This window comes from Nocardiopsis mwathae (assembly GCF_014201195.1).
GTDB lineage: Bacteria > Actinomycetota > Actinomycetes > Streptosporangiales > Streptosporangiaceae > Nocardiopsis_C > Nocardiopsis_C mwathae.
Map to the genome: position 1 here is coordinate 5741046 of NZ_JACHDS010000001.1, position 20555 is coordinate 5761600.

23 protein-coding genes and 1 pseudogene are annotated in these 20555 nt (G+C 70.1%); 17 read left to right on the top strand and 7 right to left on the bottom strand.

Going from position 1 to position 20555, the window contains the following annotated elements; genetic code table 11:
• The first annotated feature begins 303 nt into the window (after positions 1 to 303).
• The 14 genes and pseudogenes from ftsH to HNR23_RS27070 all read left to right on the top strand — a co-directional run.
• Positions 304 to 2388, top strand: coding sequence for an ATP-dependent zinc metalloprotease FtsH (ftsH, locus tag HNR23_RS25240; RefSeq protein ID WP_184079396.1), 2085 nt, complete (start codon positions 304 to 306; stop codon positions 2386 to 2388).
• On the top strand, positions 2385 to 3005 hold the full coding sequence (folE, locus tag HNR23_RS25245) for a GTP cyclohydrolase I FolE (RefSeq protein ID WP_184079398.1): 621 nt from the start codon (positions 2385 to 2387) through the stop codon (positions 3003 to 3005). The genes ftsH and folE overlap by 4 nt, the downstream gene beginning before the upstream one ends.
• 101 nt (positions 3006 to 3106) lie before the next feature.
• The gene (folP, locus tag HNR23_RS25250) at positions 3107 to 4012 is read left to right on the top strand and encodes a dihydropteroate synthase (RefSeq protein ID WP_184079400.1); all 906 of its coding nucleotides are present in this window, start codon (positions 3107 to 3109) and stop codon (positions 4010 to 4012) included.
• Positions 4009 to 4455: a nuclear transport factor 2 family protein gene (locus HNR23_RS25255; RefSeq protein ID WP_184079402.1), complete on the top strand. Its 447-nt coding sequence runs from the start codon at positions 4009 to 4011 to the stop codon at positions 4453 to 4455. The genes folP and HNR23_RS25255 overlap by 4 nt, the downstream gene beginning before the upstream one ends.
• A gap of 11 nt (positions 4456 to 4466) precedes the next feature.
• Positions 4467 to 4838, top strand: coding sequence for a dihydroneopterin aldolase (gene folB, locus HNR23_RS25260; RefSeq protein ID WP_184080871.1), 372 nt, complete (start codon positions 4467 to 4469; stop codon positions 4836 to 4838).
• 128 nt (positions 4839 to 4966) lie between these two features.
• Positions 4967 to 5425, top strand: coding sequence for a 2-amino-4-hydroxy-6-hydroxymethyldihydropteridine diphosphokinase (gene folK / locus HNR23_RS25265; protein ID WP_221308959.1), 459 nt, complete (start codon positions 4967 to 4969; stop codon positions 5423 to 5425).
• Between the two features lie 8 nt (positions 5426 to 5433).
• Positions 5434 to 5943: a DUF3180 domain-containing protein gene (locus tag HNR23_RS25270; protein ID WP_184079406.1), complete on the top strand. Its 510-nt coding sequence runs from the start codon at positions 5434 to 5436 to the stop codon at positions 5941 to 5943.
• Positions 5944 to 6451: 508 nt separating this feature from the next.
• Positions 6452 to 6967, top strand: coding sequence for a PH domain-containing protein (locus HNR23_RS27585; RefSeq protein WP_184080873.1), 516 nt, complete (start codon positions 6452 to 6454; stop codon positions 6965 to 6967).
• A gap of 3 nt (positions 6968 to 6970) precedes the next feature.
• A complete protein-coding gene (locus HNR23_RS27760) occupies positions 6971 to 9355 on the top strand; it encodes a PH domain-containing protein (RefSeq protein ID WP_394353808.1) in 2385 nt (794 codons plus the stop codon).
• Between the two features lie 427 nt (positions 9356 to 9782).
• Positions 9783 to 10022 carry a DUF320 domain-containing protein gene (locus HNR23_RS25285; RefSeq protein ID WP_184079408.1) on the top strand — a complete coding sequence of 80 codons (240 nt, stop codon included), beginning with the start codon at positions 9783 to 9785 and terminating at the stop codon, positions 10020 to 10022.
• Between the two features lie 497 nt (positions 10023 to 10519).
• The gene (locus HNR23_RS25290) at positions 10520 to 10774 is read left to right on the top strand and encodes a DUF320 domain-containing protein (protein ID WP_184080916.1); all 255 of its coding nucleotides are present in this window, start codon (positions 10520 to 10522) and stop codon (positions 10772 to 10774) included.
• Between the two features lie 442 nt (positions 10775 to 11216).
• Entirely contained in the window at positions 11217 to 11471 is a 255-nt protein-coding gene (locus HNR23_RS25295; RefSeq protein WP_184079410.1) for a hypothetical protein, read from the top strand.
• A gap of 102 nt (positions 11472 to 11573) precedes the next feature.
• Positions 11574 to 11756: a chaplin family protein gene (locus tag HNR23_RS25300; RefSeq protein WP_343070718.1), complete on the top strand. Its 183-nt coding sequence runs from the start codon at positions 11574 to 11576 to the stop codon at positions 11754 to 11756.
• 671 nt (positions 11757 to 12427) lie between these two features.
• Positions 12428 to 13128 (top strand): annotated as a pseudogene (locus HNR23_RS27070) (IS3 family transposase); the annotation flags it as partial.
• A gap of 465 nt (positions 13129 to 13593) precedes the next feature.
• Here HNR23_RS27070 and HNR23_RS25320 read toward each other — a convergent pair.
• The 6 genes from HNR23_RS25320 to HNR23_RS25340 all read right to left on the bottom strand — a co-directional run bounded on the left by HNR23_RS25320 (position 13594) and on the right by HNR23_RS25340 (position 17287).
• Complete coding sequence (locus HNR23_RS25320) at positions 13594 to 14457, bottom strand: GNAT family N-acetyltransferase (RefSeq protein ID WP_184079416.1); 864 nt, start codon at positions 14455 to 14457, stop codon at positions 13594 to 13596.
• A 66-nt stretch (positions 14458 to 14523) separates the two neighbouring features.
• Complete coding sequence (locus HNR23_RS27335) at positions 14524 to 14652, bottom strand: hypothetical protein (RefSeq protein WP_281381906.1); 129 nt, start codon at positions 14650 to 14652, stop codon at positions 14524 to 14526.
• Entirely contained in the window at positions 14652 to 15773 is a 1122-nt protein-coding gene (locus HNR23_RS25325) for a radical SAM protein (RefSeq protein WP_184079418.1), read from the bottom strand. Before HNR23_RS25325 ends, HNR23_RS27335 begins: the two co-directional genes overlap by 1 nt.
• A gap of 319 nt (positions 15774 to 16092) precedes the next feature.
• Positions 16093 to 16494, bottom strand: a complete 402-nt coding sequence (locus HNR23_RS25330; protein WP_184079421.1) for a hypothetical protein — start codon at positions 16492 to 16494, stop codon at positions 16093 to 16095.
• The gene (locus HNR23_RS25335; protein WP_184079423.1) at positions 16491 to 16760 is read right to left on the bottom strand and encodes a hypothetical protein; all 270 of its coding nucleotides are present in this window, start codon (positions 16758 to 16760) and stop codon (positions 16491 to 16493) included. Before HNR23_RS25335 ends, HNR23_RS25330 begins: the two co-directional genes overlap by 4 nt.
• Positions 16757 to 17287, bottom strand: coding sequence for a hypothetical protein (locus HNR23_RS25340; RefSeq protein ID WP_184079425.1), 531 nt, complete (start codon positions 17285 to 17287; stop codon positions 16757 to 16759). Before HNR23_RS25340 ends, HNR23_RS25335 begins: the two co-directional genes overlap by 4 nt.
• A gap of 141 nt (positions 17288 to 17428) precedes the next feature.
• Between HNR23_RS25340 and HNR23_RS25345 the strand changes: the two genes are divergently transcribed.
• Positions 17429 to 18307 (top strand): helix-turn-helix domain-containing protein, encoded by an 879-nt coding sequence (locus HNR23_RS25345; protein ID WP_281381907.1) that lies wholly within the window; start codon positions 17429 to 17431, stop codon positions 18305 to 18307.
• Positions 18304 to 18501 carry a DUF397 domain-containing protein gene (locus tag HNR23_RS25350; RefSeq protein WP_184079427.1) on the top strand — a complete coding sequence of 66 codons (198 nt, stop codon included), beginning with the start codon at positions 18304 to 18306 and terminating at the stop codon, positions 18499 to 18501. Before HNR23_RS25345 ends, HNR23_RS25350 begins: the two co-directional genes overlap by 4 nt.
• A gap of 232 nt (positions 18502 to 18733) precedes the next feature.
• Here HNR23_RS25350 and HNR23_RS25355 read toward each other — a convergent pair whose 3' ends face one another.
• The gene (locus HNR23_RS25355; protein WP_184079429.1) at positions 18734 to 19306 is read right to left on the bottom strand and encodes a hypothetical protein; all 573 of its coding nucleotides are present in this window, start codon (positions 19304 to 19306) and stop codon (positions 18734 to 18736) included.
• Between the two features lie 351 nt (positions 19307 to 19657).
• On the opposite strand from HNR23_RS25355, the gene HNR23_RS25360 reads away from it, so the two are divergent.
• Positions 19658 to 20542, top strand: coding sequence for a Rossmann-like and DUF2520 domain-containing protein (locus HNR23_RS25360; RefSeq protein ID WP_184079431.1), 885 nt, complete (start codon positions 19658 to 19660; stop codon positions 20540 to 20542).
• Positions 20543 to 20555: the final 13 nt, after the last annotated feature.

Sequence of the window (20555 nt, forward strand, 5' to 3'; positions counted from 1 at the left end):
GTGCCCATCATGCGTTGCCGTCATGACGGGTGCTCAGCGGAGCGCACACCTCGCCGCAGGAGTGCGTTCGCCGACAGCTGGGGTGTACCGTCAATTATCCCGGCATCATTATTCGGGAGTACGTGTCCGATAGGTCCCGCTTCCGGCGGCCACACGAGGCCCTCCGGCAGAACGGTGGAGCAACTCGGGTGCGGCGCACCGCCGCGTCGTCCCGCACCACCCGCCCGCCCGGTCGGGCGCCTCTGCGGTACTGGGGGCAGGCCGCCTGGTCAGGAGGGACGGACCCAGCGGGGTTCCGTATAGATGAATCTCAAGCGTTTGTACCGCGGGCCGTGGCTTTGGATCCTGGCCATTGGCCTCTTGCTCTTCGCGTTCTTCCAGTTCACCAATTTCGGGTCCGGCCCTGAGCCGGAGAAGGTCGACACCTCCAAGGTCTTCGACCTCATCTCCAAGGACCAGGTCGACAACGCGAAGCTCATCGACAAGGACCAGCGGATCGAGCTGACGACCACCGACGACAAGGTCTACGAAGCCTACTGGGTCGAGGGTCAGGGCTACGAGCTCGCGCAGGAACTCGGCAAGCAGGAGATCGAGGGCGAGAACCTCAAGTCCTACGACGTCGAGGTCCCCAAGGACAGCATGTTCGTGTCCCTGCTGTTCAGCTTCTTGCCGCTGATCATCCTGATCGCCATCTTCCTGTTCATCATGAACCAGATGCAGGGTGGCGGCTCCCGGGTGATGAACTTCGGGAAGTCCAAGGCCAAGCTGATCACCAAGGACACCCCCAAGAACACGTTCGCCGACGTGGCCGGTTCGGACGAGGCCATCGAGGAGCTCCAGGAGATCAAGGAGTTCCTGCAGAACCCCGCCAAGTTCCAGGCCATCGGCGCCAAGATCCCCAAGGGCGTGCTGCTCTTCGGCCCCCCCGGCACCGGTAAGACGCTGCTGGCGCGCGCCGTCGCGGGCGAGGCCGGAGTGCCGTTCTACTCCATCTCCGGTTCCGACTTCGTCGAGATGTTCGTCGGTGTCGGCGCCTCCCGGGTGCGCGACCTGTTCGAACAGGCCAAGGCGAACGCCCCGGCGATCATCTTCATCGACGAGATCGACGCCGTCGGCCGCCACCGCGGCGCCGGCATGGGCGGCGGCCACGACGAGCGCGAGCAGACGCTCAACCAGATGCTCGTCGAGATGGACGGCTTCGATGTCAAGGGCGGCGTCATCCTCATCGCCGCCACCAACCGCCCCGACATCCTCGACCCCGCGCTGCTGCGCCCGGGCCGCTTCGACCGGCAGATCGTCGTCGACCGGCCCGACATGGAGGGCCGCAAGGGCATCCTGGAGGTCCACGCCAAGGGCAAGCCGATCGCGAGCGACGTCGACTTCGCCGTCATCGCGCGGCGCACCTCCGGTATGACCGGCGCCGACCTGAACAACGTCGTCAACGAGGGCGCCCTGCTGACCGCCCGCGCCGGGCGCACCGAGATCGACATGGCCACCCTGGAGGAGGCCATCGACCGCGTCATGGCCGGCCCGGAGCGCAAGACCCGGGTCATGTCGGACGCCGAGAAGAAGGTCATCGCCTACCACGAGGGCGGCCACGCGCTCGTCGGGCACGCGCTGCCCAACTCCGACCCGGTGCACAAGATCACCATCCTGCCGCGCGGCCGCGCGCTGGGTTACACCATGTCGGTGCCGATGGAGGACAAGTTCCTCACCTCGCGCTCGCAGATGATGGACCAGCTCGCGATGATGCTCGGCGGGCGCGCCGCCGAGGAGCTCGTGTTCCACGAGCCCACCACAGGCGCCGCCAACGACATCGACAAGGCCACCTCCCTGGCCCGCAACATGGTCACCGAGTACGGCATGAGCGAGCGGCTCGGCGCGCGCAAGTTCGGTTCGGCCAGCACCGAGCCGTTCCTGGGCCGCGAGATGTCGCACGCCCGCGAGTACTCCGAGGAGATCGCCTCCCTGATCGACGAGGAGGTGCGCCGCCTCATCGAGTCCGCGCACGACGAGGCCTACGAGGTCCTGGTCGAGAACCGTGAGGTCCTCGACGACCTGGTGCTGCACCTGCTGGAGAAGGAGACCCTCTCCAAGGAGGAGGTCCTGGAGATCTTCGCCCCGGTGAACAAGCGCCCCGGGCGCGGTTCCTTCACCGGATACGGCAAGCGCCAGCCCTCCAAGCAGCCGCCCGTGCTGACGCCCAAGGAGCTCGCGCTCATGGGTCCCCAGGAGGTCGAGCAACTGACCACCGGCAACGGCCAGACCTCCTGGACCGGCACCGAGTCGTGGCAGGGCGGCCCCGAGGCCGACCCGTCCGGGCGCGTCAACGGGACGCCGGACGCGCAGCGTCGCGGCGGTGACGCCGAACCAGGGGAGCACGCGTGAGCACCGGGGCCGGCGGCGACGTCTTCGCGACGGAACCTCCCGTCACGGGTGTCGACCAGCCGCGGATCGAGAAGGCCGTCCGGGAGATCCTCCTCGCCATCGGGGAGGACCCGGACCGCGACGGCCTCGTGGACACCCCCGCGCGCGTCGCGCGGGCGTATCAGGAGCAGTTCGCCGGGCTGTCACAGCGGCCCGAGGAAGTCCTGACCACCGTGTTCGAGGCCGGGCACGACGAAATGGTGCTGGTCAAGGACATCGAGATGTTCTCGACCTGCGAACACCACCTGGTGCCGTTCTACGGCAGTGCCCACATCGGCTACATACCGAACACCCAGGGGCAGATCACCGGCCTGTCCAAGCTCGCCCGGCTGGTCGACGTCTACGCCCGCCGCCCGCAGGTTCAGGAGCGCCTGACCACCGAGATCGCCGACGCGGTGATGGGTATCCTCGACCCGCGCGGCGTGATCGTGGTCATCGAGGCCGAGCACCTGTGCATGACCATGCGCGGCGTGCGCAAGCCCGGCGCCAAGACCGTCACCTCCGCGGTGCGCGGCGTGTTCGCAAAGCGCGACCGTACCCGCGCCGAGGCGATGAGCCTCATCATCGGCCGGAGCTGAACACCGCGAAGCGGGACGAGTCATACTCCCGACGGCGCCCGTCGCGACCGAGAGGCCGCGACGGGCGCCGTCGCGCGTCGCGAGTCTCGTAGGGTGTTGGCATGGCGTCGACGTACAAGCTTCCAGGGTTGCCCCAGCACGGGCGCTGCCTGGTCATGGGGGTCGTCAACGTCACCCCGGATTCCTTCTCCGACGGTGGCGCCTGGTTCGATCCCAAGAGAGCCATCGAGCACGGTCTGCGGCTGGCCGAGGAAGGCGCCGACATCGTCGATGTCGGTGGCGAGTCCACCCGCCCCGGCGCCCAGCGCATCTCGCGCGACGAGGAACTCCGCCGGGTGGCCCCGGTGGTCCGGGAGCTGAGTCGCCAGGGGGTGGCCGTCAGCATCGACACCATGCGCGCCGAGGTCGCCGAGCACGCGGTCGAGGCCGGTGCGCGCCTGGTCAACGACGTCAGCGGCGGCCTCGCCGACCCGTCGATGGCCCGACTGGTCGCCAAGACCGGTGTCGCCTACGTGTTGATGCACTGGCGCGGGCACAGCCACGACATGCAGCACCGCGCCATGTACGACGACGTCGTCCGAGAAGTCCACAATGAGCTGAGGCAGCGCATGGAGGCCATGGTCGACGAGGGGGTCGCACCCGACCAGATCATCCTCGACCCCGGGCTGGGCTTCGCCAAACGGCCCGATCGCAGTCACAACTGGGCGCTGCTGAGCGCCATGAACGAGTTCCACGACATGGGCCGGCCCCTCCTGATCGCAGGTTCCCGCAAACGCTTCCTCGGTCGCCTGCTGAGCGACGCCGAGGGCGGCGCGCGGCCGGCCGTCGAGTGCGACGCCGCCACCGTGGCGCTCACCACGCTGGCGGCGGACCGGGGCGCCTGGTGTGTCCGCGTGCACGACGTCCGGCCCAACGCCGACGCGGTACGGGTCGCGGCGGCCTGGCGCAGCGGGGGCGCCGACCTCGACGAAGGTCGGGCCGACGTGATCGGCCGGGGCGGCCAGTGAGGTCCCGCCACGAGGTCATGGAGCGCGTGGCCGAGGCCAACGCGCAGTTCTACGGAGCCATCGAGAACGGCGACATCGACCTGATGCGCCGCGTCTGGGCGGAGGAGGACGAGGCGCCCGACCTCGTCTGCGTGAACCCCGGCTGGCCGCTGCTGCGCGGCCGAGCCGAGATCATGCGGGCCTGGTCGCTGATCATGGCCAACGTCCCCTACATCCAGTACGTGCTGACCGACACCCACATCGGTGTGAGCGGCGACGTCGCCATGGTCACCTGTGAGGAGAACGTGCTCACCGCCGAGGACGACAGCCCCGGCTTCGTCGCGGGCGGCCAGGTGGTGACCACCAACATGTTCGTCAACACCGAGCACGGTTGGCGACTGTGGTCGCACCACGCCTCACCGGTGCTGATGGACGAGGAGGACGGGGAAGAGGACGACCAGTGACCGCAGGAGCGATGAGCGGGGAGCCGGACCGCATCGCCGTACGGGGGCTGCGTGCCTTCGGCTACCACGGGGTGTACCCCGAGGAGCGGCGCGAGGGCCAGGACTTCGTGGTCGACGTCGTCCTCGGGCTCGACACCCGGGCCGCGGCGAAGAGTGACGACGTCGCCGACACCGTTCACTACGGCGAGCTCAGCGGCCGCCTCGTCGCGGTGGTCGAAGGGGAACCGGTGAACCTCATCGAGACCCTGGCCGAGCGCCTGGCCGCGGCCTGCCTCGACGAGCCGCTGGTGCAGGAGGCCGAGGTCACCGTCCACAAACCGGACGCGCCCGTTCCGCACCGCTTCGACGACGTCGCCGTCACGATCCTGCGGAGACGCGGATGAGCGCGGAGCGCCCGGGCGAGCCGCCGCAGGCGGGGGAGGCGGCCACGTCGGCACAGGATGCCGGCGCGGCCGGCCCCCTGCAGGCGCGCCGCGTCATCCTGGCACTGGGCAGCAACCTCGGTGACCGGATGGCGACCCTGCAGGGGGCCGTCGACGCCCTGTCCCGCGACCCCGCGCTGCGGATCACGGCCGTCTCGCCGGTGTACGAGACCGCGCCCGTGGGCGGCCCCGAGCAGGGCGCCTACCTGAACGCGGTCATCGCCGCCGAGTGCGCGCTCGCGCCCGCGGCCGTGCTCAAGCGCACCCAGGGAGTGGAACAGGAGTTTCACCGGGTGCGCGAGGTGCGGTGGGGGCCGCGGACCCTGGACATCGACATCATCGACGTCGAGGGGGAGAGGGACGACGACCCGGTGCTCACCCTGCCGCACCCCCGCGCACACGAGCGCGCCTTCGTGCTGCGGCCGTGGTCCGATATCGACCCCGACGCCGCCGTCGCCGGCCGGGGCGCCGTGCGGGACCTGCTCGGCGCGGTCGCCGACCAGGAACTGCGGCGCCGCCCCGACCTCGCACTGCGACCGCCGGAGTAGGTGAGCCCATGGACGACGAGAGGAACGGGAAACCCCGCGAGGGCGGGATGCGGCTGACCGGGTGGCAGCTGCCCCTGGGGATCATCCTCGTCAGCGGCGCCCTCGCCTACGTGGTGGTCGAGGCCGTGTACGGCCGGCTCCCGATCCTGCCCTGGACCGCCATCCCCACCCTGCTGCTGCTCGCGGCGGGGGAGGGCATCGCGGCCTGGCACACCCGCCGCCGGATCCGCAGGGTGCCCGGCACCGAGCCGGTCGATCCGCTGAGCGCGGCGCGGCTCGTGGCCCTGGCCAAGGCCAGCGTGATCATCGCCGCCCTGGTGATCGGCGTCTTCGGCGGCACCGCCCTGTCCCTGGCCGACCGCCTCGACGTGCCGACCCCGCGAGCCGACGCCCTCACGGCCTTCGGCACCATGCTGGCGGGCATCGTCCTGCTCGCGGTGTCCCTCTGGCTGGAACACGCCTGCCGCGTCCCCGAGGACGGCGACGACTCCAGCGGTCCGGTGACCCCGACGGCGTAGGCGCGGTCCTCCGCTTCCCACCGGATTCCACCGGGTCCCGCGGCATCCCACCGCGTCCCACCGGGGTCCGCCGGGCGGCAAGGCCGCACAGCGGAACTTCGCCCCAGTCCGTGCTCGGTCGTGTGGGGGCGCGGCATGTCACTGCGGATTGGCGTGGGGATGATTGACTGGAATCGTGGATTTTGCCGCGTCTGACGCGAAGTCACAGCAATCCGATGGCGATGCGGGTCCCGGGGAGCACCCGGAGCCCGACGGCGGTGCGCCGAGAGTCGCCGAACCCGGTGCTGACGTGCCGACGTCGGCCGAGGACACCGAGCATCCCGCGGGCGAACCGGTGTCGGCGTCCGCCGATCGGGCGGAGGGGGCGGCCGCGCCCGAGGGGGCCGGAAGCGCGGTCGCACCGGAGGGATCCGACGGCACGGTCGAGCGCGACGGGGGCGGATCGGCTCCGGAAGGGGGGTCGGCCGAGGAAGGCGCCGGAACCTCTGCGGAGGGGGCGCCACCCGCGGTGCCCGAAGCAGCGCGGTCCGGGGTCGAGGCGGCGTTCGCGGCTCCGGGGGGCACGTCGTGGAACCGGGTCGCCCCGGAACTGGACTGGTACCGGCGGCTGGTCGTGCTCGCGGCGCTGGTGCCCGCCGCCGTCGTCGGCGGCACGGTGATCTGGGTCTGGTCCGGCTGGGGCTGGGCGCTCGCCTGGGTGGTGCTGTGTGTCCTGGGCATGGCCGCCGGGTGGGTGGCGGCCGAACCCGCGCGCCGCTCCTGGGGGTACGCGGAAGGACGCACGGACCTCTACCTGACCTACGGGGTCGTCGTGCGGCAGCTGGTGGTCGTGCCCTACGGCCGGATGCAGGTCGTGGACGTGACCTCCAATCTGCTGGAGCAGGCCCTCGGGATCGCGACGGTGCAGGTGCGGACCGCCGCCACCACCGCCGCCACGCGGATCCCCGGTATGCCCTTGGACGACGCCGTCGAACTGCGCGACCGCCTGGCCGCGCGCAGCGAAACCTTCTCCACGGGACTGTGACGCGTGAGCGAAGCCGATCGGGACCACCCCGAGACCGACCAGGACACGGCCCACGACCGGTCGACCCCGCAGACCGGGGTGAAAGCCGACCCGCAGGCCGAGCCGCACGACCACGCGAGCGCGGAACCGCCGCCCGACCCGCCGGGACACCCGGGTGCCGAGTGGCGGGCCGACGTGGCGGGCGAACCGTCCGAACCGTCCGAACCGTCCGAACCGTCCGAACCGTCCGGATCGGCCGGTTCCGGCCGGGGGACGGGGGGCCGCGCGGGCGATGAGGACGACTGGTTCTTCCCCGAGCCGCTGCCGCCCGCCGACCCTCCGGCGCTGCGGGAGGTGACCGCGCCGACCGACGCGAATTTCGTGGAGCAGGTGGCGCCGCCGCTCCCGGCCGACCTGGGGGCGGACCCGACGCGGGGCGTCGACTCCGCCGGCCCTGCCGGGCATGCCCCTCCCGTTGGGGCCACCGAACCCGCCGCGGGCGATATGGACGGTGCCGGGGTGGCCGGGCCTCTGTGGCCGCGGGGGCGGTCGCGGGAGGACGAGGGGCGACCGGTTTCAGGACCCGGCGGGCCGGGGGTGCGGGCGGAGGCCGACGCGGCGGACCCTGGTGGTCCGGGTGAACACGGGCCTTCCGCCGGGCCGGAGGGTGGCGATACGGGTCGGGGCATGCCGCGCTTCTCGCCGCCCGCGCTTCCGTCGGCGTCGGTGCCCTACGGGCCGCGATCGGCCGCCACCCCCACCCCGGGGCCGCAGGCCGCCCCCGGTGGTTCTGGGCAGCCGCCGGTCCACCACCCGCCGCACGTCGCCCCTCCCCACGCGCCGACCGGCTACCCGTACCACGGGGTGCGGGCGGCGGGGCACCGTCCCGGATACCCGTTGTACCCCGCGAGCACGGGCTATCCGGGGTACAACGGGGGCGGCTCCCCTGCGCCGCCTCCCCCTCAGCACGCGTACCCGGTGGCCGGGGCCTCCCCGGGCGGCAACGTGCGTTTCCTGCCACCGATGGCGCCGGTGGGCGGGCAGGTCGCGGCACGTCCGCAGCAACCGCCGCCCGCGCCGGTCCGGCCGCCACAGGAGGATGAGGACGACGTCACCCGCGGCTCCCACCAGCCGCACTGGGCGACGGTCCCCTTCCAGGTGCTGCTGGTCTCACTGGTCTTCATCGCGGTGCCGGGGCCGCTGCTGATCGGGTTCGGGCCGGGGTGGCTGATGACGAGTACGCTCGCCGTCGCCCTCGGCACCACCGTCTATGCCCTGCTGTCCTGGTGGAACTCCTCCTTCGGACTGCGCGACGACCACCTCGTCGTGCACAGCGGCGTGTTCCGGCGCGTGTCCCGCGAGGTACCGCTGAGCCGCCTGCAGGCGGTCGACGTGGTGCGCCCGCTACTGATGCAGATCCTCGGTCTGGCGGAGCTGCGTATCGAGCTGGCCGGGGGCGACTCCAGCGGGATCCGGCTGCGCTACCTGAGCCGCCGGACGGCCGAACGCCTGCGCGCGGCGCTGCTGGCCCACGCCGCCGGGCTGTCCGGGACGACACCGGAGGCACCGGAGTGGCCGCTGTACCGGCTGCCCTTCGGGCTGTTACTCGGTGCGCTGGCGTTCCGGCTGCCGGTGCTGGGTGCGTTCGTGCTGTTCCTCGCGTTGATGGTGGCGGGCATCTGGCGCGGTGAGCCGGGGGTGCTGGGTGCCGCCGTGCCGCTCCTACTGGGCCTGATGCAGGGGTTCATCGGTCCGCTGCTGCGCTACACGGACTTCTACGCCTCACGCTCCCCGGACGGGTTGCGCCTGCGCTACGGGATCTTCCAGGCGCGTATGCAGACGGTCCCGCCGGGCCGGGTGCAGGCGGTCCGCATCGTCGAGCCGCTGCTGTGGCGGGCGCTGGGCGTGGTCCGGGTCGAGGCCAATGTCGCCGGGTATGTGGGGGAGCGCCAGATGGACTCCTCAACGCTGCTGCCGGTGGTCCCGCGCGCTGTGGCCTATGCGGTCGTCGGCGAGGTCCTCGCCGGGGCGGACGCGACGCGGGTCCCGCTGCACCCGTCAAGCCGGGCCGGGGTCGGTGTCGGGGCCGGGCACGACGCGCTGGGCCTCGACGAGCGCCTGTTCGTCACCCAGCGCGGTGTCCTGTGCCGGATCACCGAGATCGTCCCGCATGCGCGGGTGCAGAGCATCCGGTTGACGGCGGGCCCGATCAGCCGGTGGCGGGGCGTGGCCGACGTGGACGCGGACACACCGCCCGGACCGATCCGGGCACGGGCCGTCGGCCGGGACCTGGCGGAGGCACGCCGAGTGGTCGACGGGGTCGCGGAGCGCGGGCACTCGGCCCGGACCACGATGGCGGGTCCGGAGCGCTGGGCGACGCGGAGCGAGATGCCCGGTCGAGCCGGATGAGTCCCGTTTCGCAGGTGTGAGCCACGTTTGTTCGGGGGACGAGTACGTCAGCCCCCGGAAAGCCCTGCGGGTGTGTGGCCTCGGAGGGGGGCGAAGCGGCCTGCCCCGACCCCCGCCGCAGCAGGGAACCGGCCTGTCGTGTGGGTGAGTTTGCGGCCGAAAAGGCCTCGGTGCGTCACGCCGTAAATGTGACGTGCGTCACGTGCGATGCCGTGTGTTGGGGAGATTCCTGTCGGCATTTCCTGACTTCTGCCCTTACTCCCGGTCAATGAAAGACTCCCGGCTGTTACTCATGTTCCTGGTTTTGCTGCTGTGACCCGGCGAAGTGTGGCTACATGGAGACCGAACACGCGATGTGTTCACGAACCCACTCAAAGCAAACTTTCCGGGTGGCACGGTCGCCCGGTTCGAATGAGGAGATCCGAGAGTGCTGAAGAAGACCTTCGCCGCCACCGCCGTCGCCGCCGCCGCTTCCGCCGTGCTGCTGGCCGGCGCCCCCGCTCACGCCCACAGCAACAAGACCTCCGGCGCGGGCAGCGTCGCGGGTGGCAACCAGGTCGTGGTCCCCATCGGTGTCGCCGCCTCCATCTGCGGCATCAACGCCGTCAACGTCATCGGCAGCCAGAACGCCTTCTGCAAGGGCGTGGCCAAGAACAACCAGAACTGATCGGTCGGGTCGTGCGCACCCCCCGTGCGCACGACCCGACGCCAGAGGACTGGTGCCGTCCTTCCCCCAGGACGGCACCAGTCCTCTTTTTCGTGTGGCCGGTTCGGAGGTTTCCGGGCGTGGCGGTGGCCTTGGGGCAGTGCCAGGCCGGTGGATCGTGGCCGGTCGTTGCCGCATCCGGCGACGCGTCGGCCACGTGTGCTCGGAACCGTCAGCGCTGAAAAGGCGTATCGGTGGACGGCGGAATCACGGGCACCGCCTGTGTCTTGCGTCACATGCACCTCACGCGTCGCGGCGATTCCCTGTGCGAAATCCGGATATGTCCCGTCGCTTGACGTGATGATGCCGTTCCTCCGTGTCATTTTTCGAGGTCGAACGGCTGCGATCGGGTGACGATGTCTGGCTAAATGGCACTTGGGCACGGACAGTGCTCACGCAATCACACCCCCCGATGGCCGGTCGGATTCCCCGGGCCGGCCCGTACAAGGAGTCATGCAGTGCTGAAGAAGTCCCTCGCCGCCGGTGCCGTCGTCGCTGCCTCCGCGGGCGTCCTCCTCTCCGCCGCCCCGGCCAGCGCCGTCACCGGTGTCACCGCCGCCGTCCCCCCGGTGAACACCGTCATCGGCAACGCCCCCACCCCCGGCATCGCCGAGGGCAACAAGGTCGGCACCGCGGTGCCCGGTGGCGCGCCCTCCGAGACCGGGGCGGTCATCGCCGCCCTGAAGCCCTTCGGCGTGTACCTCGGCGAATAGGCGGGCGGTGTCCGGGCACACCACCTCGCAGCCGGACGGTAGGAATCCCCTCAGCAGAACCTCGGGCGTGACCGCGCACCACGACCCGATCGACGGCGCCGACCCCTTCCCCTCAGGGGCGGCGCCGTTCGCATGTCCGGGCTCTGTCCCGGTGCCTGGGCGCCGGTCGGTCCGCAACCCTGGATAGGGAGCGGCAGAAGGGGGCCGATGCGGGGGGTGTTCGCGGGGTATTGACTATGGCGGCCCTGGTCTGTTTGGTCCACTAAATCCGGATACGTCAGCATTCATGCGCCGCTGATGATCAGGCTCTGTGATCATTCTTCGAGGTTTGGGGGCTATTGCGGCCCATGGCCGGGCACATCGGAAATGAGCCCGTGTGGTCCCCGGGCTGTACCCCCTAAGGGCCGGTTCCCCGGTCGGCCCGTATGGATGGAGTCAGAGAATGCCGAAGAAGACCCTCGCGACCCTCGGTGTCGCCGCTGCAGGCGTGCTGTTGGCCGCGGCCCCGGCACACGCGTACAACAACGACGCAGGGCCGGTGTCGGCCGAGGTCGGGGTCGCGATCGAAGCCGAAGCCGCTGCCTTGGCCGAGCTCGGCAATGCCGGCAACGACGCAGGGCCGGTGTCGGCCGAGGTCGCGATCGAAGCCGAAGCCGACGTCTCGGTCGGGATCGGCAATGCCGACAATGAGGGCTGAGCCCGTGCGGTCTCCGGGCTGTACCCCTGTGGGCCGGGTCCCCCGACCGGCCTGAACAAGGAGTCATACGGTTCACGAGAAGTCGCTGCCGTCGTCGCGGGTGTGGTCCCTACCACCGCCCCTGCCCACGCCGTTTCCCTCGGAGGAAACCAGGTCGACGCCCCGACCTCTGCGGCTGTCAACGCGTGCGGTAACACCATCGCGGTCCTCGGAGGCACAGCGATGTGCTTCCGAGGACCGAGGGGAGCCCGGTTCTGGCTCGACAACGTGAACGGAACCTTCTGAGTCCTCCTCACCTCGCCCGGTCTCAGCGCCCCGGCCCCCGATCGCGTCCCGCCCCTCGATTCTCCTTGTCTGTGCACGTCCGGCGTAGTCTGGATCCCGGTGCTCGTGATCCGCTACGGACAGTAGGGCTTGCTGATTTCTGCGCCAATCTGACCAAATTTGGCCGTGTGACCTGCGGATTTGCCAGGTGGTCAACATCCACCCCCGTAGCACGAAGGTTGAAGCACGCACTATCTGCTCATGCCCTCGTGCCGCGACCGCAGGAGTAGTAGATGGCAAAAAAGAAGCGGAAGAACGAGCTCCCGGCGCTAGCCAAGAGCTGGGAGCGAGCCCTCCGGGCCGGGATCAGCCCGACGAGGAAGGAACGGAAGTCCGCGAGCAAGCACACGATCCACAACTACCTCAAGACCCTCAGTCTCCTCGCGGCGCACCTCGACGAGCACGAGCTGCCCGCCACCGTAAAGACGATGCGTGTCGGCGACCTCGACGACTGGATCACTCTCATCACTGACCGGACGTCCGCCGCCAATGCGGGCCACCACTACCGCAATCTCGTTGCATTTTGGGCGTGGGTCGTCAAGGTGGAGAAGATGGTCCCGCCCGGCAAGAACCCGATGCTCGAAGTGCCCGCCCCCTACGAGCCCCAGATCAAGCGTCCACCGCTGAGCCACGATCAGGGGCACCGGGTCAACCACAAGCGCGTCGAGCGCCTCATGCGGGCCGTCGGCCTGCAGGGCATCCACCTGCGCCGAAAGATCCGTACCACCGTGCCCGAACCGTCCGATCAGCCGGTCCCCGACCTGCTCGGCCGGGACTTCACCGCTGATGCTCCCAACAGCCGCTATGTCGGCGACATGCCCTCCTTGCCCGCCATCGGGCAGGAGGGGCCCCCTACCTGCCTGTGGAAGGGGGCCGCTTCTGCTATCTGGCCAGTGTGATCGACCTGTACTCGCGGCGCTTGGTGGGGTGGTCGATCGCCGAGCACATGCGCACGTCCCTTGTGGTCGACGCGCTTGCGGCCGCGCGACGCGAGCGCGGGAGCCTGGCCGGCGCGGTGTTCCAATCCGATCACGGAGCCCAGTACACCTCGGCGGAGTTCGCTTCTGTGTGTGAGCAGTTCGGGGTGGCCCGCTCGATGGGCGCGGTGGGGTCCAGCGCGGACAACGCGGCGGCCGAGGCGCTCAACGCCACGTTGTAACGGGAGACGTTGCAGGGGCGGGGGTTGAAGCGGTGGGAGAGCACGAGGGCGGCCAGGTTGGCGGTGTTCTCCTGGATCGCCCGCTACAACACCAAGCGCCGCCATTCCGCGAACGGGCAGCTCAGCCCGCTCGTCTACGAGCAGCAGGCGGCGAGCCTAGAGCTCGCTGCCTGATCAGAAGGTGTCCACTACTCAGGGGAAAGCCCCGCGCGGGCACCGGGACATCAACAGCACGGCGTGCCCCGGTGACGACCTCTACGCCTGGGTGAAGGCGGGCATGCCGGTCAACAACACCACCCCGCCGTCATCGAGCGGGGATGGCGCGACTCCTGGCACCAAGGCACCGGCCTTCCCGCTTCGCCGCGGGACGAGGTTCCCGCCGAGGTCGCCGCCGCTGTCGTGGTCGTCCTCGGCGCGGTTGTCGGGTACCTAACGCCACACACCCCACGGCCTGACCAGGGATGACCTAATACTATCCGTACTCATGTTCGGTGTGGGTGGGGGAAGACCAGCATCGAACGCAGCGCCCCCGCCGCCACTTTGGCGGCGGGGGCGCTTTCGCTGTCTGCGGCGGATGGTCCAATCGGACACCAGGTGCGGTGCTTCTGCTGCTGCCCGTCGACTCAGCTCGGCCTTGGCTCAGACGGTGATGGTGGTGACCATCCCGAGCGCCACGAGGCCCTCGGCGCGGCACAGCCGGTCGGACGTCCCACCGACTTCGGTCTGCAGTAGCTGGTAGTCAGCACCGGACCGGTACCCCCAGGCCATGGCCGCGCGCCACAGCGTGCGCCCATGGCCACGTCCGCGGTACTCGGGCAGGACTCCGAAATACTGGGGCAGTAGCCGGGCGTGTCCGAGGGGGTCGGGACGGGTCGCCATGGGTCCGATGGCGCCAACGATCCGACCGGTCTCGGTCACCGTCAAGACGGGCCCGTCGAGAGTGCCCGCCCGCTCATGGGCAGCGAGGAAGGCGAAACCCTCGCCCGCTAGTTCCTCGGCGAAATCCGGCCACGTAGCTCGCACCTCCGAGGGGAGGCGGTCGAGCTCGGTGATCCCGTCGACAGCGGGCGCCTCGGTGCCGGGTCCGAAGGTGCGCAGTTGGATCCGGCAGCATCGTCCAGCCTGCGGGGTAGGGGTGAGTCGCACGAGGCGGGCATGCTCGGCGCCGAGGTCGGCTGCGAGCTTGGCCGCGTGCTCGGCCTCCTGGTCGAGGTTGACGTCGCCGTACAGGTGGACGCGGACCGTGCGCCGTTTCCCACGCTGGAGCAGCGTCGGCACCGCAGTCTGCTCGTCGCCGGTGCGGACCTGGTCGACCAAGACGTGCTCGCCCTTGGGTCCGCCCCAGCGTGCGTCCTTGTCGTGGGCTAGGAAGCGGCCGGTACCGGAGTTCTCGACGACCTGGCCCCACAGATCGGAGGTGACCGTGTCCGGGTGCATCGGACCCAGGGTGGGAACGTAGGGCACCGAGAACACGAGCCCCGCGGGCCCGCTGGTGTCGCGCATGGCGACATGCTACTCACACGACACGGGCACCGGTGGGAAGTCCACCAGGGCCCGCGTCACCCGACACTAGAACGGGTTGTCGTCACCGGCGTCGCAGCTGCACTTCTCGGATTCGAGGACCGTGTCCAGGTCCTCGACCACCTCGACCGCTTCCTGACTGGGCAGGGTCGGCACAGCGACCGTCACAGGGGCCATTACGCATTCACCTCCTTCGGCTTTCCGTGCTGGCAGTACGTCCCCAAGGGGGCCTTGGCCTGCTGGTACTGCTTGGCCAGCGGGCGACACACCGTGCAGGACCCGGACAGGGCACATCCGGAGCACCCGCCGGTGCGCAGCATGAGGCGGTCGGCGATCTCACCGAGCCGTGACAGGCCCTCAACGCCCTCGGCCATGAGGTCGATGGCGTCGTCTCGGCCGACTTTGCAGATCGAGGCGCGCCCGTGCGGGTCGGAGTGGAAGAAGGTGTGTCCGGCGTTGCATCCGCCGAATGGCTTACGCTCGCGCAGGTACTCGGCTGACTGGGTGACCAACACCCGGCCGTCGCCCTGGATGGTCGGGACCATGTTCACGAACACGTGATGCGGTAGGCCCCTGCTCTCGGCCATGGCGCACATGGCGTCGACCTCGTGCTCGTTGTGGTTGGACACCACCACGTTGATGTTGACCGGGAGACCAGCCTCGACGGCAGCGTCGAGGCCCTTGACGAACTTCCGGTAGGAGCCGCGGCGGCGGGTCATGCCGTCATATGACTCTTCGGTCGCTCCATACACCGACAGGGTGATCCGGTAGGGCCGGTAGGTGGTCAGCAACTCCAGGATGCGCGGGTTCGACAGGCGGGACCCGTTCGAGCTGATGCTGATCATCATGCCCAGCTCGTAGGCGAGCCGATGCACGTCGGGGAAGTGCCTGTCGATCAGCGGTTCCCCGCCGGTGAGCTGCACCCACACCACGCCGGCGTCGCGCATGATGTGCAGCAGCCGTTCGCGCCCCGCCCAGTCGAGCCCGTCGAACGGGCGGTCGCCCAGGTAGCAGTGTTCGCAGTCGTAGTTACAGCCCAGGTTCAGCTCGTAGGAGGCCCGCACGTACCCATACGGGGATCGGTCGCGCACCAACACCGTGGGAGTCAGCGGACGCCCCATCAGGTCGAGGCCGTACACCCCGGCTGCGGTGTCGACCAGCCAGGTAGGCACCGGGGCGTCGCCGGGCGTGGAGGCCAGTTCGTCGTAGCGGCGTCGGGGGAGCTTGGCGCCCGCGGTGTGACCGGGGTGCATCAACAGGTAGGTGTCGAGGAACGGGGCGACGATCAATTCGTGCATCGGGTTCCTTCCGATCGCTCGTAACGTTGGTGGTGGTGCCCCGTGCGCCCAGGATCCGAACCCCCAAGGCCACGGTGGTCATCAGCCTCTTCCACATCCCCTCGACGGTTGGTCGCGCCCCGCCCCCGGTCGGGGCGCGACCAGCCGAGGTACCACCCCCGAGGGCTCCGGTCCGGCCCTCGGGGGCAGCGGCGGGCCGCCGTGTCCCCTCGACGTCGGCGGCCCGCCTCCGCGGCCGGGATGTTGGGGTCCGTAGCCTCCCGGTCGCGGGGTGGTGGCCGCCCGGCCCCCGGGGGAAGAACCGAGGCCGGACGGCGGTTCAACGGGGCGATCGCGGCCGGGTTGCGCGGGCGGCTACCCGCCACGCGGCACGGTGCGCCGCCTCATGGGCGAGCTCCGACAGCCGCCACATGGCCTCGGCCGCAAGGTCGGCGCCGTCACCGGTGGTCGGCACGATGACGCGCGCATCGCCGAGCACAATGTGCACATGGCGCCCGTCGGCCGAGTCGACGATGTTCATCTGATGGGGGTCGAGGTCGGCGACGTCGATCGTGGTCGACCAGGTCTCGCCGGTGACGTCCATGTGCGGCCCGGCGTGGTCGAGCGGGCGGGCACACGGGGGCCATGCGACGCCGGGAGTGGAGGCCTGGTAGCCGGGGCGCCGCTGTGAGCACCGGGGCTCACCAGCAGCCCCATAGCGCGCGAGGTAGGCGGCGGTCACCGGGCCACCCCCTCATCGGCGATGGCGCCCTCCATGCGGCGCGTCAGCTCACGGACGTCACCCCAGACCCCCATCAGCTCTCTGCCGGACGGAGTAAGCGGGTGGTCGCCGGTGTCGGGGTCGATCGCGTCAGGGTCGCGAAGGTGGTCGATGATGTCGCCGAGGATGCCCTCAGCTTGGCGCACCATCGTGTGTGCGGCGCGGAGCCGCCGCTCGTCGGCGGGGGTCGGCTTGGCCCGGTAGTAGCTGCGGGGGGCGGGGGTCACCGGGCTACCTCCGTGCGGGCGTGCTGGTCGAGGTCGGCGCGCTCGGCGGCTGCGCGAGCGGCGTCGCCCGGCGACGGCGCTGACCTGGCGGCCGCGTATGGCCGGAGCATGGCGGGGGGGTCGAGCATGTCGAGCGTGGCCTCCAGTCCGGCCACGTTGGACGCGGCGAACACGATCGTCGGATCGACCCGGTGGCGCGCGGTGTAGGGGGCCAGGGCGTCGTGGTCGTAGGTGAAGCTCCAGAGACCGGCGTGCCTCGACAGCTCGGCGAGCCGGTAGAACGCGTCCCGGTCGCGGATGCGCGCCGGCCGCGGCGCTGGTGCGGCGGCGGTGCGGCTGTCGGCCGCATACGGGCGCGACCGCGCCGACGTTCGCTGTTCCGCCTGGCGCTTCGAGGAGGCGGGGGAGTGGGGCGCCTCAGGGGCGCGGGCGGTGGCCGCATGTCGACCAGCAGGGGATGGCTGCTGACCAGTCACACGCAGCAGCAGAGCCGCTAGAGGGATGAGGAGGGATACGACGTACCCCACACACCAGATCTTGCATACAGATTTCATGGGGGATCCTGCCACTGTGTTGCTATCAGGTACCGCCATGCTTATATGCAATCAACAGAATCGCAAGGGGTTCTGCGAAAGATTCATAGTGCGAGATCGCCCTAGACTGGGGGCATGCCGACTCGCCCCCGTACTATCCACAGCCCAACCGTGCGGCTACGGCGACTTGCCGCCGAGATGCGGCGCGCACGCCTGAACGCCAACTACACGCAACTCGGCGACGCCGCGAAGGCGCTCGGGTGGTCCGGGCCGAAGCTGAGTCGGATCGAGGACGGCAAGACCCGCTTCATCAAGCCCGACGACATCGACCGGCTTTGCGACCTGTACGGGATCAAGGACGGGGAAGCCCGCACGGCCCTCCACGCTCTGGCCCGTGAGGCACGCGAACGCGGCTGGTGGTCGGAGTACAAGGACGTCTTCGGCGACAACGTCCTGCCCGACTTCGAAGCAGAGGCGTCGATGATCCGCGCCTATGAAGCTCTGGTCATCCCGGGACTACTGCAAACGGCCGAGTACACAGAAGCGGTCTTTCGCGGAGGGCAGGCACACCCCGACGACGTCGTCGAGCGACACGTCTCGGCACGGCTCGAACGCCAGCAGATCCTCAACCGGCACAAGCCACCACACTTCTCGGTGGTGATCGACGAGGCGGCCCTGCGCAGGCATGTTCTGGAACCGGGCGTCATGCGCGACCAACTTCAGCACCTGCTGAACATGGCTACACGGCACAACATAGACATACAGGTGTTACCGTTCAGCGCTGGTCCGCATGCTGCGACAACCGGCCCGTTTGTCATCATGGACTTCCCGGCAGAGATAGACCCCTCGATCGTGTACACCGAGACCGCGACCGGGCACGTGATCAGCGAGGGCGAAGGCGTCGCGCAGTACGTGACGATCTTCGGACACGTGCAGGCCGCGGCGCTCCGCGCGTCAGAGTCGGTCAGTTTCATCAGACAGCTACTGACCCAAGAGAGTGATGATCCACAATGAGCGAGACCAACCCGCGCCCGCTGCTGTTCCACAAGAGCAGCTACAGCGCCAATAGCGCCAACTGCGTGGAGGTCGCCGCCACTGACAACGGCGCCGCTGTGCGCGACTCGAAGCAACCACACCATGGTCACCTCTTGTTCGCCGCGGCCGAGTGGCGCGCCTTCCTCCACGATCTCAGGGCAGGCCACATCTAGCGCCCTCCGCGCAACAAACACGCGGCCCCCGGTCGAAGGAACCGGGGGCCGACGCATACCTGAAAGCAACCCAATGGGCTAGGGAGAGCCTACCGCTGCGACTGCTGTTCACCCCACACGAGGCCGATTCCGAACACCCTCCCACCTCCAGTGCACGAGGAAGCCCTCCCGGAGACCGTTCGCTGCCTCAGGGAGGGCTGATGAGATCGGAGGGACTCCGGAAAGGCCTCGGCTAGTCGACCTCGCCCACGAAGAAGATCGTGGGGCGCTCCCACACATCGTCGTTCACCGACACCTCGATCTGCAGGTACGTCTCGTCCTCCGGCATCGCGCACCCGTAGTCGGCGGTGGCCTGGCGCCCGTCCATAAGCGTGCTGGTGAAGCCGTCGCCCAAGCCCTGATCGGCATCGGCGACGAACTCCCCGCGGCGGCCTTCGTCGCCTACCTGGCACTCGACGTGGGTCAGGGCGGTGTCGATAGAGCTGCCGCTGTCGTTCTGAAGCTGGATGGTGAACTGCACCATGGGCGCGTTCTCCGGGAACGCCCACTTGCCGGACACGCCCCGCTCGACGCCGGAGAGCTCGACGGCCAGGCCGTCGTCGAACTCGTAGGTGCCGCCGAGCTTGACCTCGACGGTGTCAGCCTCCGCGCCTTCCGCGTCGTCCTTGGCCTCCTCGGCCGCGGCGCCCTCCTCCTCGACGGCGTCCAGTTCGGTGGTCCGGTCCTCGGCGCCGCCGCTGCCGCATGCGGTCAGGCCGAGCAGGGCGGCCAGGGCGACAGCGGTCAGGGGCATGGTGCTGCGCATGCTTGCTCCCGTGGATCGTGGGGGGGTGAATGGGTCCGGCGGAGCGGGAGCCGGAGTCGCCAACCGCGGCACCGGCAGGGGCCGGCGGAGGCGTTGAGGGGGAGCGTAGGCCCTGGGGTGCACGGGCCGCCGGGGAATGACGGGAGGCGCGGCAGGCCAGGCGCTCTAGTAGTACGTGCTGGCCACGGAAGATTTGGCAAACACTACTCGTAGCACGACGGTCGGTGATAGCGTGCCAGCCACCTCGGCATCCGTCGGTCGCACGAAGGTCATGCAGCAGACTACGGACAGTAGGCTGTGCGCACGACGTCCGGTACCCGTCCGTGGACTGGAACGAGGGGCAGCGATCCGATGGAAACCACACAGCAGCGACCGGCACGGCTCACGGTCGGGGTGATCGGCCCCGGCCGCGTCGGGTCGGTGGTCGGGGCGGCGCTGGAGCGCGCCGGGCACACCGTGGCCGCCGCGTCCGCGGTCTCGGCCCCTTCGCGTGAGCGGGTCGAGCAGCGGCTGCCCAACGCGCGCGTGTGCGAACCGGCCGACGTCGTCGCCGCGTGCGACCTGGTGCTGCTGACCGTCCCCGACGACGCCCTGCGCCCCCTGGTGCACGGCCTCGTGGAGACCGGTGCCCAGGTCGAGGGCCGCATCCTCGTGCACACCAGCGGCGCGCACGGCTACGGGGTCCTCGACGACGCCACCGCCAGGGGCGCCCTCCCGCTGGCCCTGCACCCGGTGATGACGTTCACCGGTCGCGACGAGGACCTGGATCGCCTGGCCAGCTGCTCCTTCGGGGTCACCGCCCCCGAGCAGCTGCGACCCATCGCCGAGGCGCTGGTCGTGGAGATGGGGGCCGATCCCGTGTGGATCGCCGAGGAGCACCGCACGCTCTACCACGCCGCCCTGGCCGGCGGCGCCAACCACCTGGTCACCCTCGTCGCCGAAAGCGCCGGCCTGCTCACCGCAGCCGGGGTGGAGCAGCCCGGCCGCATGCTCGGCCCCCTGCTGGGCGCCGCCCTCGACAACGCGCTGCGGCTCGGTATCGACGGCCTCAGCGGCCCGGTGCTGCGCGGCGACTCCGAGACCGTCGCCGCCCACATCGCCGAACTGCGCGCCCACGCCCCGGAGAGCGTCACCAGCTACGTGGCGCTGGCCCGCCTCACCGCCGACCGCGCCCTTGCCGCAGGTCTGCTCAAGCCCCACGACGCCGAACGCCTGCTGGACGTCCTCCAGGCGTGAGTCGCCACCCCGC

Bases quoted from the DNA above. Each gene is read 5' to 3' on its own strand.
- HNR23_RS25355 (WP_184079429.1), bottom strand. From the start codon at position 19,306: ATGCGCAGCACCATGCCCCTGACCGCTGTCGCCCTGGCCGCCCTGCTC.
- HNR23_RS25320 (WP_184079416.1), bottom strand. From the start codon at position 14,457: ATGCGCGACACCAGCGGGCCCGCGGGGCTCGTGTTCTCGGTGCCCTAC.
- HNR23_RS25350 (WP_184079427.1), top strand. From the start codon at position 18,304: ATGAGCGAGACCAACCCGCGCCCGCTGCTGTTCCACAAGAGCAGCTAC.
- folP (WP_184079400.1), top strand. From the start codon at position 3,107: ATGGCGTCGACGTACAAGCTTCCAGGGTTGCCCCAGCACGGGCGCTGC.
- HNR23_RS27335 (WP_281381906.1), bottom strand. From the start codon at position 14,652: ATGGCCCCTGTGACGGTCGCTGTGCCGACCCTGCCCAGTCAGGAAGCG.
- HNR23_RS25270 (WP_184079406.1), top strand. From the start codon at position 5,434: ATGGACGACGAGAGGAACGGGAAACCCCGCGAGGGCGGGATGCGGCTG.
- HNR23_RS25345 (WP_281381907.1), top strand. From the start codon at position 17,429: ATGCCGACTCGCCCCCGTACTATCCACAGCCCAACCGTGCGGCTACGG.
- HNR23_RS25360 (WP_184079431.1), top strand. From the start codon at position 19,658: ATGGAAACCACACAGCAGCGACCGGCACGGCTCACGGTCGGGGTGATC.
- HNR23_RS25295 (WP_184079410.1), top strand. From the start codon at position 11,217: ATGCCGAAGAAGACCCTCGCGACCCTCGGTGTCGCCGCTGCAGGCGTG.
- HNR23_RS25325 (WP_184079418.1), bottom strand. From the start codon at position 15,773: ATGCACGAATTGATCGTCGCCCCGTTCCTCGACACCTACCTGTTGATG.
- folB (WP_184080871.1), top strand. From the start codon at position 4,467: ATGAGCGGGGAGCCGGACCGCATCGCCGTACGGGGGCTGCGTGCCTTC.
- ftsH (WP_184079396.1), top strand. From the start codon at position 304: ATGAATCTCAAGCGTTTGTACCGCGGGCCGTGGCTTTGGATCCTGGCC.
- folK (WP_221308959.1), top strand. From the start codon at position 4,967: ATGGCGACCCTGCAGGGGGCCGTCGACGCCCTGTCCCGCGACCCCGCG.